Raw genomic sequence first — 15,246 nt, forward strand, 5'->3', positions numbered from 1 at the left:
TCGTGAACACTCTCCATTGGAGTCAGTCATGCGTTACATCAGTACCCGCGGCCAGGCACCGGCCCTGAATTTCGAAGACGTCCTGCTGGCCGGTCTCGCCACCGACGGCGGTCTGTACGTTCCGGAAAACCTGCCACGTTTCACTCAGGAAGAAATCGCTTCGTGGGCCGGCCTGCCGTATCACGAGCTGGCCTTCCGGGTGATGCGTCCGTTCGTTACCGGCAGCATTCCGGATGCCGATTTCAAAAAGATCCTTGAAGAAACCTACGGTGTGTTCTCGCACAGCGCCGTGGCGCCGCTGCGTCAGTTGAACGGCAACGAATGGGTGCTGGAGTTGTTCCACGGCCCGACTTTGGCGTTCAAGGACTTCGCTCTGCAACTGCTCGGTCGTCTGCTCGACTACGTGCTGGAAAAACGCGGTGAGCGCGTGGTCATCGTCGGCGCCACCTCGGGTGACACCGGCTCGGCGGCCATCGAAGGCTGCAAGCACTGCGAAAACGTCGACATCTTCATTCTGCACCCGCACAACCGTGTGTCCGAAGTGCAGCGTCGCCAGATGACCACGATTTTCGGCGAGAACATCCACAACATCGCCATCGAAGGCAACTTCGATGACTGCCGAGGAAATGGTCAAGGCGAGCTTCGCCGACCAGAGCTTCCTCAAAGGCACGCGTCTGGTGGCGGTGAACTCGATCAACTGGGCGCGGATCATGGCCCAGATCGTCTACTACTTCCACGCGGCCCTGCAGTTGGTCGGTCCGGCGCGTTCGGTGTCGTTCTCGGTGCCGACCGGCAACTTTGGCGACATCTTCGCCGGTTACCTGGCGCGCAACATGGGCCTGCCGATCAACCAGTTGATCGTCGCCACCAACCGCAACGACATCCTGCACCGCTTCATGAGCGGCAATCAGTACGTCAAGGAAACCCTGCACGCCACGCTGTCGCCATCGATGGACATCATGGTCTCGTCGAACTTCGAACGCCTGCTGTTCGACCTGCACGGTCGCAACGGCGCGGCCATCGCCGGTCTGATGGACACGTTCAAGCAGGGTGGTGGTTTCAGCGTCGAGCAAGAACGCTGGACCGAAGCCCGCAAGCTGTTCGACTCGCTGGCCGTGGACGACGCGCAAACCTGCGAAACCATCGCCGAAGTCTACGAGCAGACCGGTGAAGTGCTGGATCCGCATACTGCGATCGGCGTCAAGGCCGCGCGCGAATGCCGTCGTAGCCTCGATATCCCGATGGTGATTCTCGGCACCGCACATCCGGTGAAATTCCCGGATGCGGTAGAGAAAGCCGGTGTAGGAAAAGCGCTCGAGCTACCTGCACATCTTTCTGATTTGTTTGAGCGAAACGAGCGTTGCACCGTTTTGCCAAACGAGCTGAAAGCCGTGCAAGCCTTTGTCAGCCAGCATGGCAACCGCGGCAAGCCGCTTTAAGCCGGTAAAAGCTGTCACATTTTGAAGCCCGTCTCCTGACGGGCTTTTTTGTTTCTGCTGCCACACTGTGCGGGTTTTCACCCACGAAGGACGGGTGAGTCGATCACGAAGGAAGTGGCAATGCTGTTTTATAGAGGTTTGAAACCGGCACTGAGTGGGCTGTTCTTGTTCGGATTACTGGCTTTGATGCGCAGCAGCGAGGCGGCGCAACTGGCGCTGCATGACGATGCCGCGACTTCCAGGGTCCAGCCCATCGAACTGGCTGCGCACGAGCGTCAGTGGATTCGAGACAACCCCGAGGTGAAGGTGACGTCGTTGCAGTACCCGTTGTATCTGTTCCAGGATGAGCACGGGCAGTGGAGCGGCTTGAATAATGATGTACTCAAGCGCGTGACGGCGATGACCGGGTTGCGTTTTGTGCATCAGGAGTCGTTTTCCACCGATCACATGCTCGAACGTCTGGAAAGCGGATCGGCGGATATCAGTACGACCCTGGCCATGAGCGAGGAGCGCAAGGCGTTTCTGGATTACAGCCATGCATTTGGTGGTGCGGGCTGGGTGTTTGTCGGCCGCGCTGACGCGCCCCGGCTGGAGGCTTTTGAGCAATTGAGTCAACGGGTGTTGGTGCTGCCGGCCCGGCATGCGCTGGAAGACATGATCCGGCGTGACTTCCCGTCGATCGAGATTCGCTCGGTCAAGACCTACGCTGAGGCGCGAGCACTGGTCGAGAGCGGTGAAGCTTACGCCACCATCGAGAACGAAATCGGCGCTCAGCTGTATCCTTTGGGGTTGCTCAAGGTGGGCGGTCTGGTCGAAGGTAAATGGGAAGCGGATAACCTGGCCGTGCGTAAAGGCATGCCAGTGCTCTTGAGTATTCTCAACAAGGCCCTTGAGGCTTTTCCTGCGGCGGAGTTACGGGCGATCCGGCTGAAATGGCTGGAGGGTGTTGCACCGGTGCCCGTGCCGTCGGTCTGGCAGCAGATGCTCGAATGGGGTTGCTGGGGCATGGGCGGACTCGGCGTGTTTGGCCTGCTTTTCCTGATATGGAATCGGCGACTGACGGCCGTGATCAAACTGCGTCGCGCGGCGGAAAAGGATCTGGGCGATCAACTGGCGTTTCAGCACGCGTTGATCGACTCCATGCCCGACCCGGTGTTCGTCCGTGATCTGCAAGGGCGGCTGATCATGTGCAATCGCAGCTATGAGGAGGCCTTGTCGATTCGACTGGATCAGGTGCTGGGGAAGTTGCTGATCGAGGTTGACGCGCTGCCGCAGGCTACGGCGCTGATGCTGCACGACGAGTTCCTGGTGCAGTTGCGTACCCGCAAGTCGCGCTTCAGCAAGCGCCGATTGCAATTCAAGAGTGGTCCCCGCGAGGTCTATCAGTGGACAGTGCCGTTCTACAGCGCCGACGGCAAACTGCGTGGACTTTTGGGGGGGCTGGACGGACATCACCCTGCGTCGTACAGAGAGTGGGTGTCGATGTCTGCAATGAAGATGGGAAATGTCCTATAAGACGCGACTACTTTTCCGATGGGAGGCTTAGGACGGCTGCCCTAGAGTGACAACAACTGCGGTGAGAGTCCGCGATTGTCGCCTCCAGAGGTCGCTTATGCGCTCGCTTAAAGTCCTGATACTTGAACCCAATCCGTTCCAGCTGATGGCATTGCATCAAATGCTCAATGCCATTGGCATCTATGACGTGCTGACGGCGCCGTCGCTGGCCTCTGCGCTGTCTTCGCTGGGTCATCGCGGCGCGGTCGACATCGCCATTTGCGATCCGCAACTCAAGGGTGGCGATGGCCTGGCGCTGATTCATCATCTGGCGACACGGCATGAGGCGCGTGCGTTGATCCTGCTGGGGACGGTCGCACCAAGCCTGCTGAACGATCTAGAGCCTTTGCTGTGTGAACACCGCCTGCGGCTGCTGGGGCGCCTGCAAACCCCGGTGTCGGCGGTGCTGATGCGCGGTTTGCTCGACAGTTACCTGAGCGCCGCTTCGCCAACTCTCCAGGTTTGACGGGGACGGTTATTTTTCTGTCATCTTCGCCGTGCATGCTCTGACAGACCGGTGACTCCAGGAGCGGAGCGATCGGTATGCAGAACTTTCTTCTCGGGCCGGTGGTCATTTATTGTGAACACGCCCCAGGCACACAGTTTTCGGACTATTGAGTGGAGATCGAGATGGAAAGTATCAGTCTATTGCTCGGTGAGGCTCTGAGCCCGTATCAGGTTTCGTTGTCTCCAAACGGTTCCCATGGCGAATGCCTGGTGACTTTGAAGAACAGTCACGGCGCCATTGTGGTGGAACGCGAATTCAATCAGGCACAACTGACTGACAAGCGCCAGTTAACCGATGTCGTTGACGGCTTGCACCGCGACGTTCTGATTGCGGAGGGAAGGCTGGAACCCTGTGTGATCGCGGCATTGCGCAACGCCGCGCTGGATAAACGTGCGGCGCTGTAAAGATGAAATATTTTTTGTGGGAACCTTCCTGCATCCCTGTCAGTCAGACCCGGTAACAGCAGGATCAAGCATTGTGCTCCGGTGCTTGTCGCTTGCTGCTACGGGTCTTTATGTAGGCCACGTTTAACCCCGAGTCGTCTCCCCACTTCTCGGGGTTTCTTTTGTCTGCGATTTGCTCATGGCGCCGCTTGTTGCTCGAAGAACGATCGGGCCTGTTCGAGGTAGTCACTTCGCATCGCGGGGTCCAGCCAGTCGGCGTACAACTGGTTCAGTTGATCGTGGGGAAGGGTGCGCAGCAGTTGGTTTATTTCGCTGATTGCCTGACGGCCCTGGTGTGTGTCGGAGCAGCCGATGTAGCCCGACAGGTATTTACCGGTGCCGCGGATCGGATAAAACAGCAATTCGTCTTCGGCGATTTGCGCCAGATGAGCCTGATAACGAATTTCTGGCCAATAGCCCAGCACCACCTGTAATCGTCCCAGGCGCTGCATCAGCAGCAGATTGTTCAGGGCCTCGTTGCCGTAATGAGGCGTCAGGGCGTCCGTGGGGGCCTGGCGCAGCAAGTCATCGACTATTGCACCGTAACTGCGTTCCGCCACGACACCGATTTTCACTTGGCCATTGGCTAGCAGCGATGCCAGATCGATTTCACCTTCCACGAGAAACGGTGCCAACACTTCGCGATCTTTCTGACGCACCACCAGCCCATTACTGACGGCGCGGAAGGCCGGGATGGAATACGCGATCCATTGCGCGCGCTCCTTGCTCCAGATCAGCGACGGGTCGCAGGTGAAGGAGGCTTCGTGAAGCATCTGGATGCCTCGGGCTCGATTGACTCGCATCAACTTGTGTTCGTATTGCGGCATGCCGGCAATCAGCATCGGCATGAGGTGATCAATGACACCCTGGCCTTTTTTCGGGCCTTCAAAAATGGTCAGGGGCGGCAGGTCGCGCAGTAACCAGGTCAGCGTCGGTTTCGCCTGCGCGCCGGTCGACAGCATGAGCAAAAACAACAAGCCGAACAACCGCCACGTCCACCAGTGATGGGCACGGTTGGCGTGCGATGTCTGCCGGCGTTTCAGCTTAAATGGCTCCGTCTTCGCGCAACTTGGCGATCTGGCGCTCGTCGTAGCCAAGATCGTGAAGTACCTGCGCATTGTGTTCACCCAATTGCGGTCCGACCCATTCCGAACTGCCGGGTGTCTCTGAGAGTTTCGGCACGATGCCCGGCATCTTGAAATCTTTGCCGCCGGGCAGCTTGGCCTGGAGGAACATCTCTCGGGCCAAGTACTGCGGATCGCTGAACATGTCCTCGGCGCTGAAGATCCGGCTGGCCGGTACTTCGGCCTGATTGAGCAGGTCGAGCACGGATTGCAGCGGCAACGAATTGACCCAGCGATCGATCACGCCGTACAACTCGTCGCGACGATTGTCACGCCCGTCGTTGCTGGCCAGCGTAGGGTCATTGGCCAGGTCTTCACGGCCGATGATCAGCATGAAGCGTTTGAAGATCGCGTCACCATTGGCGCCGATCTGCACGTGTTTGCCATCGGCACTGGTGTGGATAGAGGAGGGTGTGATGCCGGGCATAATGTTGCCGGTGCGCTCGCGGATAAAACCGAACACGTCGAACTCCGGCACCATGCTTTCCATCATCGCGAAAATCGCTTCATACAACGCGACATCGACAACCTGGCCTGTGCCGCCATTGACTTCGCGATGACGCAGCGCCATCAGCGCGCCGATCACGCCCCATAGCGCGGCAATCGAATCGCCGATGGAAATTCCGGTGCGCACCGGTGGGCGGTCCTCGAAACCGGTGATGTAGCGCAAGCCGCCCATGGACTCACCTACCGCACCGAAGCCGGGCTGATCCTTCATCGGCCCGGTCTGGCCAAAACCGGACAGGCGCACCATCACCAGTTTCGGGTTTAACGCGTGCAGGGTTTCCCAACCCAAGCCCAGTTTTTCCAGCACGCCGGGGCGGAAGTTCTCGATGAGGATGTCGGCTTCACTGAGCAGTTTTTTCAGGATCGCCAAGCCGTCAGGGTGTTTGAGGTTCAGCGTCAGCGACTTTTTATTGCGCGCCTGGACGAACCACCACAGCGACGTGCCTTCATACAGTTTTCGCCACTTGCGCAATGGATCCCCGCCGTCGGGCGATTCGATCTTGATCACTTCGGCGCCGAACTCGCCGCAAATGCGCGAGGCAAACGGCCCGGCAATCAATGTACCCAATTCAATGACTTTCACACCGCTGAGCGGTTTGTTGGCGAACGGCATACTGAATCCTGTAGGACAAGGCTAAGCAGATACAGCGTTTTAACATAGCCGGCTGTCAGACGCCGCAGCTTGATCGCCATCAATTCGATGATTGCCTACCGCATCGGTTAGACTTGCCGACTTTCCTCGTATCAAGAAGCCCGTTCATGGCCCAGCCGTCCACTACCTACAAATTTGAACTGAACCTCACCGACCTCGACCGCAGTGTCTACGAGAGCGTCAAGCAGACCATCGCCCGTCACCCTTCGGAAACCGAAGAGCGCATGACCGTGCGACTGCTGGCCTACGCTCTCTGGTACAACGAGCAGTTGTCGTTTGGTCGCGGTCTGTCAGACGTGGATGAACCTGCACTGTGGGAAAAGAGCCTGGACGACCGTGTTCTGCACTGGATCGAAGTTGGCCAGCCTGACGCTGATCGCCTGACCTGGTGCTCGCGTCGCACCGAGCGCACCAGCCTGCTGGCCTACGGCAGCCTGCGTGTCTGGGAAACCAAGGTGATCCCGGCGATCAAAAACCTGAAGAACGTCAACATCGCAGCGGTCCCGCAAGAAGTACTGGAAACCCTGGCCAAGGACATGCCCCGCGTTATCAAGTGGGACGTGATGATCAGCGAAGGCACGATCTTCGTCACCGATGACCGTGGTCAGCACGAAGTCCAGTTGCAATGGCTGCAAGGTGAGCGCGGCTGATCCCGCGCCACCACCGCAATAATCCCACGTAATCAAGAGAAGTCTCTGTCACCCCATGCGTATCGAACCTCGTCAACTGCCTGCCACTCTGCCGTTTCTCGGTGATCTGCCACCCTTGCTGACCCGCTTGTACGCGGCGCGGGGCGTGCAGTCCGAGGCGGAGCTGGACAAGAGCCTGGCGCGGTTGATCCCGTTTCAGCAACTCAAGGGCATCGATGCGGCGGTAGACCTGCTGGTGACGGCGCTGGAGCAACGCCAGCGCATCCTCATCGTCGGCGACTTCGACGCGGACGGGGCGACCGCCAGTACCGTCGGCATGCTTGGTTTGCGCTTGCTCGGTGCGGCGCACGTCGATTATCTGGTGCCGAACCGCTTCGAATATGGCTACGGCCTGACCCCGGAAATCGTCGAGGTCGCACTGACCCGCGAACCGCAATTGCTGATCACCGTCGACAACGGCATCTCCAGCGTCGAAGGCGTGGCCGCTGCCAAAAAGGCCGGCCTCAAAGTACTGATCACCGACCACCACTTGCACTGGCGATGAACTGCCGCTGGCCGATGCACTGGTCAACCCGAACCAGCCCGGCTGCGAATTCCCGAGCAAGGCACTGGCCGGCGTCGGGGTGATTTTCTATGTGTTGATGGCGTTGCGTGCACGTTTGCGCAGTCTCGGCTGGTACGAGAACAAGCCGCAGCCGAACATCGGTGAACTGCTCGATCTGGTGGCGCTGGGCAGCGTTGCCGATGTGGTGCCGCTGGACGCCAACAACCGGATTCTGGTGCATCAGGGCCTCGAGCGGATTCGCGCCGGGCGCGCACGGCCGGGGATCAAAGCGATCCTTGAAGTGGCCAAGCGAGACGCTGCGCGCATTACCTCCACCGATCTCGGCTTTATTGTCGGCCCGCGCCTGAATGCTGCCGGACGTCTGGATGACATGAGCCTGGGCATCGAATGTCTGCTCACTGCCGACGCCAACCTGGCCCGGGAAATGGCCGCGCAACTGGACGGCATGAACCAGGATCGCAAATCTATCGAACAAGGCATGCAGCGCGAGGCGCTGGCGCAGCTCAAGGACTTGCCGGTCGAATCGATGCCGTTTGGTCTGTGCCTGTTCGACCCGGAGTGGCACCAGGGTGTAATCGGGATTCTCGCGTCGCGGATGAAAGAGCGCTATTTCCGTCCGACCATTGCTTTCGCCGATGCCGGTGATGGTTTGCTCAAGGGCTCCGGGCGTTCGGTGCAAGGCTTCCACATTCGTGACGCGTTGAGCGTGGTGGCGGCGCAGCATCCGAACCTGATCGCCAAGTATGGTGGCCACGCAATGGCCGCTGGTCTGACCTTGCCGCAGGAGAATTTTGCGCTGTTCGCCGAGGCCTTCGACGCTGAAGTGCGTAGGCAACTTCGCGAAGAAGACCTGACCGGGCGCATGCTGACCGATGGCACGCTGGCGGTTGAAGAATTCCACCTCGAACTGGCCCGCGCCTTGCGCCATGCCGGGCCTTGGGGGCAGCACTTCCCGGAGCCGCTGTTTCATGGCGTGTTTCAGTTGGTCGAACAGCGAGTGGTCGGCGAACGGCACCTGAAAGTGGTGCTGAAGAGCGAATGTGGCTCGGTGAAGCTGGATGGTATTGCCTTTGGCGTTGACCGTGATATCTGGCCGAACCCGACGATTCAGTGGGTTGAACTGGCTTATAAGCTCGACGTTAACGAGTTTCGGGGTAACGAGACTGTTCAGTTGATGATTGCCCACATCGAACCGCGCTAAGCCCTTCGCGAGCAGGCCCGCTCCCACAGGTACGGTGTTGTCCTTTGTGGGAGCGAGCCTGCTCGCGAAAGCGTCCTTTCACACACTGAATCACTCTGAACCCTCCCTCATCCCCGGTTGTCGACTAGGCTCTAAGCACTGCTTGATTGGCCTTGTGACGTCTTGTCGAATTTTTTGCCCGCGGGGGCGGGTGCTGCATCTTTTTCCTGTCACTCGTCGACTATTCAAACAGAACCCTGGAGCCTGCCCACTGATTTGAGAGGTGCCCCATGAGTCTGCTGCTTGAACCCTTCACTCTGCGCCAACTGACCCTGCCCAACCGCATCGCGGTGTCACCGATGTGCCAATACTCCAGTGTCGACGGCCTCGCTAACGACTGGCATCTGGTACACCTCGGCAGTCGCGCGGTAGGTGGCGCGGGTCTGGTATTTACCGAAGCCACGGCGGTCACGGCCGACGGGCGGATCACCGCCGAAGACCTTGGCCTGTGGAACGACGAACAGATCGAGCCGCTACAACGCATCACCCGCTTCATCACCGCCCAAGGTGCGGTCGCCGGGATTCAACTGGCCCACGCCGGGCGCAAGGCCAGCACCCATCGGCCGTGGATCGGCAAGCATGGCAGCGTCAAACCGGAGGATGGCGGTTGGACCCCGGTCGGGCCGTCGCCGATTGCCTTCGATCCCCAACACACGCAACCGAAACAGCTGGATGAAGGGCAAATCGCCGATGTTATTCAGGCGTTTGTCGATGCCGCCAAACGCGCGCTGAAGGCGGGTTTCAGCGTGGTCGAGGTACACGCGGCGCATGGTTATCTGCTGCACCAGTTTCTTTCGCCGCTGAGTAATCAGCGTCGCGATCAGTACGGGGGATCGTTCGAGAACCGTATTCGTCAGGTGCTGCAAGTGACTGAAGCGGTGAGGGCGGTCTGGCCTGAGGAGTTGCCGCTGTTTGTTCGCGTATCGGCCACTGACTGGGTAGAGGATGGCTGGAACCCGGATGAAACCGTGGAGCTGGCGCGCCGTCTGCATACCCTTGGCGCAGATCTGATCGACGTGTCGTCGGGCGGGACGGCAGCCAACGCGGAAATTCCGGTCGGGCCGGGTTATCAGACGCGCTTCGCCGAACGTGTGCGCAAGGAGTCAGGCATCGCCACTGGCACCGTGGGAATGATTACCGAGCCTGCACAGGCCGAGCACATTCTGCGCACCTGTCAGGCCGACATCATCTTCCTCGCTCGGGAGTTGCTGCGTGATCCGTACTGGCCGCTGCATGCCGACGATGATCTCGGTGGGCGCAAAGCGGTGTGGCCGGCGCAATATCAACGGGCAACGCATCGTGATCAGCCGATTCATGAGTCTGATTTGCGCGATTGAGTGAGTTGTGAAAAAGCAAAAAGCCCCGGTCAGTGATGGCCGGGGCTTTGTTTCTGTTGGGTGTTTTTGTGCTGACTGGGCGGATGCTATCGCGAGCAGGCTCACTCCTACAGTTGATCTGCGTCGCACACACATCTTGTTAACGACACATAACCCTGTAGGAGTGAGCCTGCTCGCGATGAGGCCCAATCAGACGCCGGAGAACCCTCAAGGGTACTTACGCTTGTCCGGCGCCGGCGGGAAATACTGGTACAACCAGGTCTCGCTCAACGTGCGATCATTGGTGCGAATAAACAACCGCAGCTCCACCGGCTCCACGCTGTCACTGGTCGGGTACCAGTCAAACAGAATCCGATAGCCCTTGATGTCATCCAGCACCAGTACGCTGAAATCCTGCACCTTGCCGTTCGAGCACGTCACCACCGGTTCGATCCCGGTGCCTTGCGGCAGTCGATCCAGACCACCGCCAGTGAAGTCCACGGCAAAACGACGCGCCCACACCGGCGGGTAATGCTCGCCCGGTGCCCAGCCTTCGGTGAATCCGCCCATGCCGGAACGGGTCGCGTGCACCCGTGCCAACGGCGTGCCCACGGGCGGCAATGCGCTCCAGTAAAGCTTGTAGCCGTAGTTCAGCGAATCCCCGGCAGCCACCGGTTTTTTCGGGGTCCAGAACGCGACGATGTTATCGAGAGTCTCGCCGGTGGTAGGGATTTCCAGCAGATCGATAGAGCCTTCGCCCCACGCCGTGGTCGGTTCTACCCACAGGCTCGGGCGCTTGCTGTACCAGTCCACGGTGTCCTGATAGTTGGCGAATTCATGGTCGGTCTGCACCAGACCGAAGCCTTTCGGATCGGTGTCGGCAAACGCATTGAATTGCAGGGTCGCCGGGTTGTTCAGCGGGCGGCAGATCCACTCGCCGTTGCCGCGCCACATCGCCAGACGATCCGAGTCGTGGATCTGCGGGTGGATGGTGTCGCACATGCGGCGCTCGTGGGTGCCGCAACTGAACATACTGGTCATCGGCGAGATGCCCAATTGCTCGATCGCCGTGCGCGCATTGATGTGCGCATCGACTTCCATCACCACGCGCTCGGCCTGGCAATCGATGTCGAAGCGATAAGCGCCGGTGGCACTCGGCGAGTCGAGCAGGGCATACACCACAAATCGGGTGGCGTTCTTGTCCGGTGTCTCGAACCAGAACTTGGTGAAGTCAGGGAATTCTTCGCGTTTTTTCGCGTACGTGTCGATCGCCAGGCCGCGCGCCGAGAGGCCATATTGGCCAGTGGCGTCTACCGCACGGAAATAGCTGGCGCCGAGGAACGACAACACATCGTGACGATCCAGCTCCGGCGCTTTGAACAGCTTGAAGCCGGCAAAACCGAGGTCACCCTTGAGCTGCTGGGTGTCGACCGAAGTGTTTTCATAGTTGAACAGCGCCGGGCGGAAATGCACCTCGCGGGCAGTGCGCGTCTTGGCGTCGACGCTGTACATGCGCACCGGCTGACGGAACCCCATGCCGACGTGGAAGAACTGCACGTCCAGCTGACCCTTGTTTTCCTTCCACAGCGAATGCTCGCCGTCGTAGCGGATCGCATTGAAGTTCTGCGGGGTCATGGTCGCCAGAGTTGGCGGCAGCACCTGTTTGGTGTCCTGATAGGCGCTGCCGGCCAGTTGCTTGGCCTGGCGCTTCAGCGCTTCGAAGTCGAAGGCCTGCGCCTCGCCATCGGCGGCGCCGCCATTGGCCGCCCATGCACGGCTGGCCAGCAGGCCAGTGGCCGAAAGACCGGTGTAAGCCGCAATGGCCATGGACGCTTTGAGCAAATTCCTGCGGTGCATATATACAACCTGTCGTGTGCAATCCCGCGCCGTTCCTGGCACGTGCTGGATCAGAAATAACGGTTCGGACAAGCCTTCGGCCAAACGCAACGGACTATTAACAGATGCCCGCTAGCTTAAACGGTTCGCTCGCAATGCAAAATTCGTTGATTCACCGCGCCAGTGTGTCAATGAAACAAGACATGTCGGTTAAACATCTGACAGGGCATTCTGATTTACACGGCATATCTGCTTTTTTCGACTAATTACTCTAAAAACCGCTTTTCAGCGCCGATTTAATTTCTATTCTATGGGCATGACCGGTGCTGACCGGTAGGGCACACGGCGCTGCTGTAAGGGGCAGGGCGATGTGGTGGTTTAGCAATTCTTTGAAGTATTGAAGGACATCGTCCATGGCAAAAATACAAGGGATCACCGACATGTTGGGCATCTTTCCTTGCCTGGGCAGCGGCCGCAAAAGGCGCCGGCTCAGCTCTGACGAAGTGAAGCTGGTGGAGCGTTATCGGGAGCTTTCGGAGAATGACCGGATTGCGATGCGGTATCTGGTGGATGCGATGCGGAGTGTTTCGCGGTTTTGAGTGGAAATTAAAAGGGGCGGACTGAAATGTTCGCCCCTTTTTTATTTGGATCAGCTACACGTTCCCAGAACCGGATACGGCCGCTGGCCGTGCATCAACTCCGGCACATCCCGCCATTTGACCCACGCCTGCTGTTGCCAGTGCAGCAGCGGCACGGTGACGCCTGCCCAATGCATCGAACTCAGGCTCGGGTGGTTTTCCACAGGGCTTGATTGGGTTTCGCGCAGCATCGGGATGACTTCATGGCTCAACCACTGGCGCAGGTGACGGTTTTCCGGGACGAAGTGATGGACGAGCAGGGCGAACAGGCCGGACTCGCTGACCATCGCGCAATCGATGATTTCGCCGTCCCGACGCAGAAGGACATGGCGACGCTGATCGGGATCGAGTTTCAGGGTGAGGCGTTCGTTCAGGGGGTAACCCATCAAGCGACCGAGATCTTGCACGCAGAACCAGGATTCGTGGTCTTGCATGAAGGCGTGGAGGAAGCGGTTGTGGCGGGTGAAGGCGGTGGGGGTGAAGAAAGCGGAGCTTTCAGAAGGAATTTTTACGTGGTTAGGCATTTTTCGACTCCAATATTGAGAATAGAGCCGCCACTCAAATGAGTGCGGTTGCGCCATGTTGATTTTCTTCCGGCTTCGACACCGGGCCGCTGATGTCACAGCCGGAAAGAAGACTATCTGCCGTGTGCTCTACGCACCAAGTCTGTTCTATCGACAATAACTGTAGGAAATGGGGCTTTTTCATGAAGGCTGCATCTGTAGGAAATGCCTGTTTTTGCACTCGCTGCAGTCCGTCTGCATCTGAATCCTGTTTTTTCGTTTATTCATGAAAACCCAAGCAATGAACTGCAGGTTTTCTTCATGTTGATCGAATTCTCGGTATCCAATTACCGCTCATTTCGGGACAGGCAAACCCTGTCCATGGCGGCGAGCCCTCGTCTGAGCAAAACACGCAATACGTTCAAAGCCTCCACGAGCACGGAAAAGCTTCCGGAGCTGTTGAAGGTTGCAGCTATTTACGGTCCGAACGCCTCCGGAAAGTCTTCACTGATCCGCGCAATGGGCATCGTCGGACGCTTGCTAACGACACCACGTGGTTCAAATGACGAAGCGCTGCCTGTTTCACCCTTTCGATTTGATTGCACTCTGAGCGATGCGCCCAGTGTCTTTGAGTACGACTTTATTCAGGGCGGACTGCGCTATCGGTTTGTCCTCGGGCTGACCGCGCAGAGGATTGTTCAGGAACAACTGACTGCTTATCCGAAAGGTAAGGAAACACTGCTTTATGACCGCCGGTTTGATGCTGAAGGTGAGCATTACCTGTTTGGTAAAACCCTTGAGGGCGGCAAGGAAGTGCATTGCGCCTGGCGCCGATTGACCAGTCCGACGATGCTGTTTATTGCACAAGCCGTCACTCATAGCAGCGAAGAGTTGAGTCAACTGCGCACTCCATTCAGTTGGTTTCAAACCGGTCTGCTAGTCATTGAACAAAACAACATGCTTGGCTTATCCACAGCCTCGATTCGCTTTCTGCGAATGGTCAAAAATCATACGAGCAACCTGCGCGATTTTCTCAGTGCGCTGGATATTCCTGTGTCTGCGATACAGCTCGACCCGGATGACGCCTGTGCAGACTTGAGCAACAGAAAACTGACCTTGAAGGAGTTCTTCGCGGCGGCTCAAAGGGACAAACTGACCCTCACGCATTCCAGCATTTCAGGCGATGCGCAGTTCGACTTCTCGGAGGAGTCTTGCGGAACCAAAAACCTGATTGGCTTCTGGTTGCCCTGGTTCATGATGAATCAGGCCGGTGGCAGTGGGATCCTCTGCGTCGACGAACTGAATAGCAGTCTTCATCCCGAAATCGTCGCTGATTTGATCGCAAAGCATCTGGACAGTGGGTTGGATACCCAACTGATTTTCACGACACACGATACCCATCTGATGAATGAAAAGATTCTGCGGCGTGACCAGTTCTGGATTACAGAACGTGATGCTCATGGCGCCACGAGCTTGTTTTCCGTACACGATTTTGAAGGCCGGGAAAGCGAGGATGTCGAGAAGCGTTACTTCGAAGGGCGTTATCGCGGGCTGCCGCTGATAAGGCAGGGGTGAGGGTAGTGAGTTCGTTCAAATCGTTTGATCGCAAGGCTTCCCGCTTCAAACCGCAGCCTAAGGTGCTGGTGTTGTGTGAAGACAGTAAGTCAGGGAAACGTTATCTGGAGGAAGCCGCGTTTTATTTTCGGGCCAAGGCCCAGGTTGAGATCGTTCACTGCGGTGTTACACATCCAAGCGGCATTGTTGAGCGAGCAGTCGTAAGGCAAAAAAGCTTCGATAAGGTGTTCTGTGTTTTGGATCGAGACACCCACATGTGCTTCGAGCGAGCGTTGAATGTGGCGAAGTCTTATCCAAAAATCCAAGTCATCGCATCTTATCCGTGCTTCGAGTTTTGGCTACTACTGCACTTTGGCTACAGTCGAAAACCGTTCAGCACAGCCGGGAAGAACTCTCCGGCTGATTTGGTGACCAAGAGCCTCAGAGCAAAACCCAGCATGGCTGACTATCAGAAAGGCAAAGACGTCAGCTACTTCGCTCAGCTACTCGGAAAGCCATTTCAGCAGGCAAGAGCGCTGGCCCCCAAAGTTCTTGAGGATGTCGCCCTCAGTGGCGAACACAACCCAAGCACTGAAATTCACCTATTGATGGATGAGTTCGAAGCCCTCTCAAAGCACCAGCCGATTGACACATAAGCCCTTTCCGAGCCCCCCAGTAGCTGAGACGAGACGAGACGAGACGTTGCTGGCAGGCGCT

Annotated in this window: 11 protein-coding genes and 3 pseudogenes; 10 read left to right on the plus strand and 4 right to left on the minus strand. The window is 58.0% G+C overall.

The annotated features are described in order from the left end of the window. Positions 1-28 precede the first annotated feature (28 nt). The 4 genes and pseudogenes from thrC to AB4O11_RS13790 all read left to right on the plus strand — a co-directional run bounded on the left by thrC (position 29) and on the right by AB4O11_RS13790 (position 3,905). Positions 29-1,439, plus strand: a pseudogene (thrC, locus tag AB4O11_RS13775) (threonine synthase). Positions 1,440-1,559: 120 nt separating this feature from the next. Further along, positions 1,560-2,934, plus strand: a pseudogene (locus AB4O11_RS13780) (transporter substrate-binding domain-containing protein). A 117-nt stretch (positions 2,935-3,051) separates the two neighbouring features. Then, complete coding sequence (locus tag AB4O11_RS13785) at positions 3,052-3,459, plus strand: response regulator (protein ID WP_093436788.1); 408 nt, start codon at positions 3,052-3,054, stop codon at positions 3,457-3,459. A gap of 164 nt (positions 3,460-3,623) precedes the next feature. Further along, positions 3,624-3,905 carry a DUF3509 domain-containing protein gene (locus AB4O11_RS13790; protein WP_093436783.1) on the plus strand — a complete coding sequence of 94 codons (282 nt, stop codon included), beginning with the start codon at positions 3,624-3,626 and terminating at the stop codon, positions 3,903-3,905. Positions 3,906-4,081: 176 nt separating this feature from the next. On the opposite strand, the gene AB4O11_RS13795 is transcribed toward AB4O11_RS13790, so the two are convergent. Beyond that, entirely contained in the window at positions 4,082-5,062 is a 981-nt protein-coding gene (locus tag AB4O11_RS13795) for a TIGR02285 family protein (protein ID WP_460130931.1), read from the minus strand. After that, entirely contained in the window at positions 4,989-6,188 is a 1,200-nt protein-coding gene (locus tag AB4O11_RS13800) for a CaiB/BaiF CoA transferase family protein (protein ID WP_099758087.1), read from the minus strand. The genes AB4O11_RS13795 and AB4O11_RS13800 overlap by 74 nt, the downstream gene beginning before the upstream one ends. 146 nt (positions 6,189-6,334) lie before the next feature. On the opposite strand from AB4O11_RS13800, the gene AB4O11_RS13805 reads away from it, so the two are divergent. The 3 genes and pseudogenes from AB4O11_RS13805 (at position 6,335) to AB4O11_RS13815 (ending at position 10,019) form a co-directional block, all read left to right on the plus strand. Then, positions 6,335-6,877: a YaeQ family protein gene (locus AB4O11_RS13805; protein ID WP_007908961.1), complete on the plus strand. Its 543-nt coding sequence runs from the start codon at positions 6,335-6,337 to the stop codon at positions 6,875-6,877. A gap of 55 nt (positions 6,878-6,932) precedes the next feature. Next, positions 6,933-8,643 (plus strand): annotated as a pseudogene (gene recJ / locus AB4O11_RS13810) (single-stranded-DNA-specific exonuclease RecJ). Positions 8,644-8,912: 269 nt separating this feature from the next. Then, a complete protein-coding gene (locus AB4O11_RS13815) occupies positions 8,913-10,019 on the plus strand; it encodes an NADH:flavin oxidoreductase/NADH oxidase (RefSeq protein WP_460130935.1) in 1,107 nt (368 codons plus the stop codon). A gap of 207 nt (positions 10,020-10,226) precedes the next feature. Here the strand turns inward: AB4O11_RS13815 and AB4O11_RS13820 are convergent, their stop codons facing one another. Further along, on the minus strand, positions 10,227-11,855 hold the full coding sequence (locus AB4O11_RS13820; protein ID WP_099758089.1) for a glucan biosynthesis protein D: 1,629 nt from the start codon (positions 11,853-11,855) through the stop codon (positions 10,227-10,229). A 392-nt stretch (positions 11,856-12,247) separates the two neighbouring features. Here AB4O11_RS13820 and AB4O11_RS13825 point away from each other — a divergent pair, with 392 nt between their 5' ends. Beyond that, positions 12,248-12,433 (plus strand): hypothetical protein, encoded by a 186-nt coding sequence (locus AB4O11_RS13825; protein ID WP_007908956.1) that lies wholly within the window; start codon positions 12,248-12,250, stop codon positions 12,431-12,433. 50 nt (positions 12,434-12,483) lie between these two features. Here the strand turns inward: AB4O11_RS13825 and AB4O11_RS13830 are convergent, their stop codons facing one another. Continuing rightward, positions 12,484-12,996: a BRO-N domain-containing protein gene (locus tag AB4O11_RS13830; RefSeq protein WP_460089964.1), complete on the minus strand. Its 513-nt coding sequence runs from the start codon at positions 12,994-12,996 to the stop codon at positions 12,484-12,486. A gap of 300 nt (positions 12,997-13,296) precedes the next feature. Here AB4O11_RS13830 and AB4O11_RS13835 point away from each other — a divergent pair, with 300 nt between their 5' ends. After that, on the plus strand, positions 13,297-14,550 hold the full coding sequence (locus AB4O11_RS13835; protein ID WP_186622144.1) for an AAA family ATPase: 1,254 nt from the start codon (positions 13,297-13,299) through the stop codon (positions 14,548-14,550). Then, positions 14,547-15,185 carry an RloB family protein gene (locus AB4O11_RS13840; protein ID WP_186621975.1) on the plus strand — a complete coding sequence of 213 codons (639 nt, stop codon included), beginning with the start codon at positions 14,547-14,549 and terminating at the stop codon, positions 15,183-15,185. Before AB4O11_RS13835 ends, AB4O11_RS13840 begins: the two co-directional genes overlap by 4 nt. Positions 15,186-15,246: the final 61 nt, after the last annotated feature.

The sequence above is a fragment of the Pseudomonas sp. H1_D05 genome (genome assembly GCF_054682705.1).

Bases quoted from the DNA above. Each gene is read 5' to 3' on its own strand.
- AB4O11_RS13785 (WP_093436788.1), top strand. From the start codon at position 3,052: ATGCGCTCGCTTAAAGTCCTGATACTTGAACCCAATCCGTTCCAGCTG.
- AB4O11_RS13790 (WP_093436783.1), top strand. From the start codon at position 3,624: ATGGAAAGTATCAGTCTATTGCTCGGTGAGGCTCTGAGCCCGTATCAG.
- AB4O11_RS13795 (WP_460130931.1), bottom strand. From the start codon at position 5,062: ATGCGCAGGTACTTCACGATCTTGGCTACGACGAGCGCCAGATCGCCA.
- AB4O11_RS13800 (WP_099758087.1), bottom strand. From the start codon at position 6,188: ATGCCGTTCGCCAACAAACCGCTCAGCGGTGTGAAAGTCATTGAATTG.
- AB4O11_RS13805 (WP_007908961.1), top strand. From the start codon at position 6,335: ATGGCCCAGCCGTCCACTACCTACAAATTTGAACTGAACCTCACCGAC.
- AB4O11_RS13815 (WP_460130935.1), top strand. From the start codon at position 8,913: ATGAGTCTGCTGCTTGAACCCTTCACTCTGCGCCAACTGACCCTGCCC.
- AB4O11_RS13820 (WP_099758089.1), bottom strand. From the start codon at position 11,855: ATGCACCGCAGGAATTTGCTCAAAGCGTCCATGGCCATTGCGGCTTAC.
- AB4O11_RS13825 (WP_007908956.1), top strand. From the start codon at position 12,248: ATGGCAAAAATACAAGGGATCACCGACATGTTGGGCATCTTTCCTTGC.
- AB4O11_RS13830 (WP_460089964.1), bottom strand. From the start codon at position 12,996: ATGCCTAACCACGTAAAAATTCCTTCTGAAAGCTCCGCTTTCTTCACC.
- AB4O11_RS13835 (WP_186622144.1), top strand. From the start codon at position 13,297: ATGTTGATCGAATTCTCGGTATCCAATTACCGCTCATTTCGGGACAGG.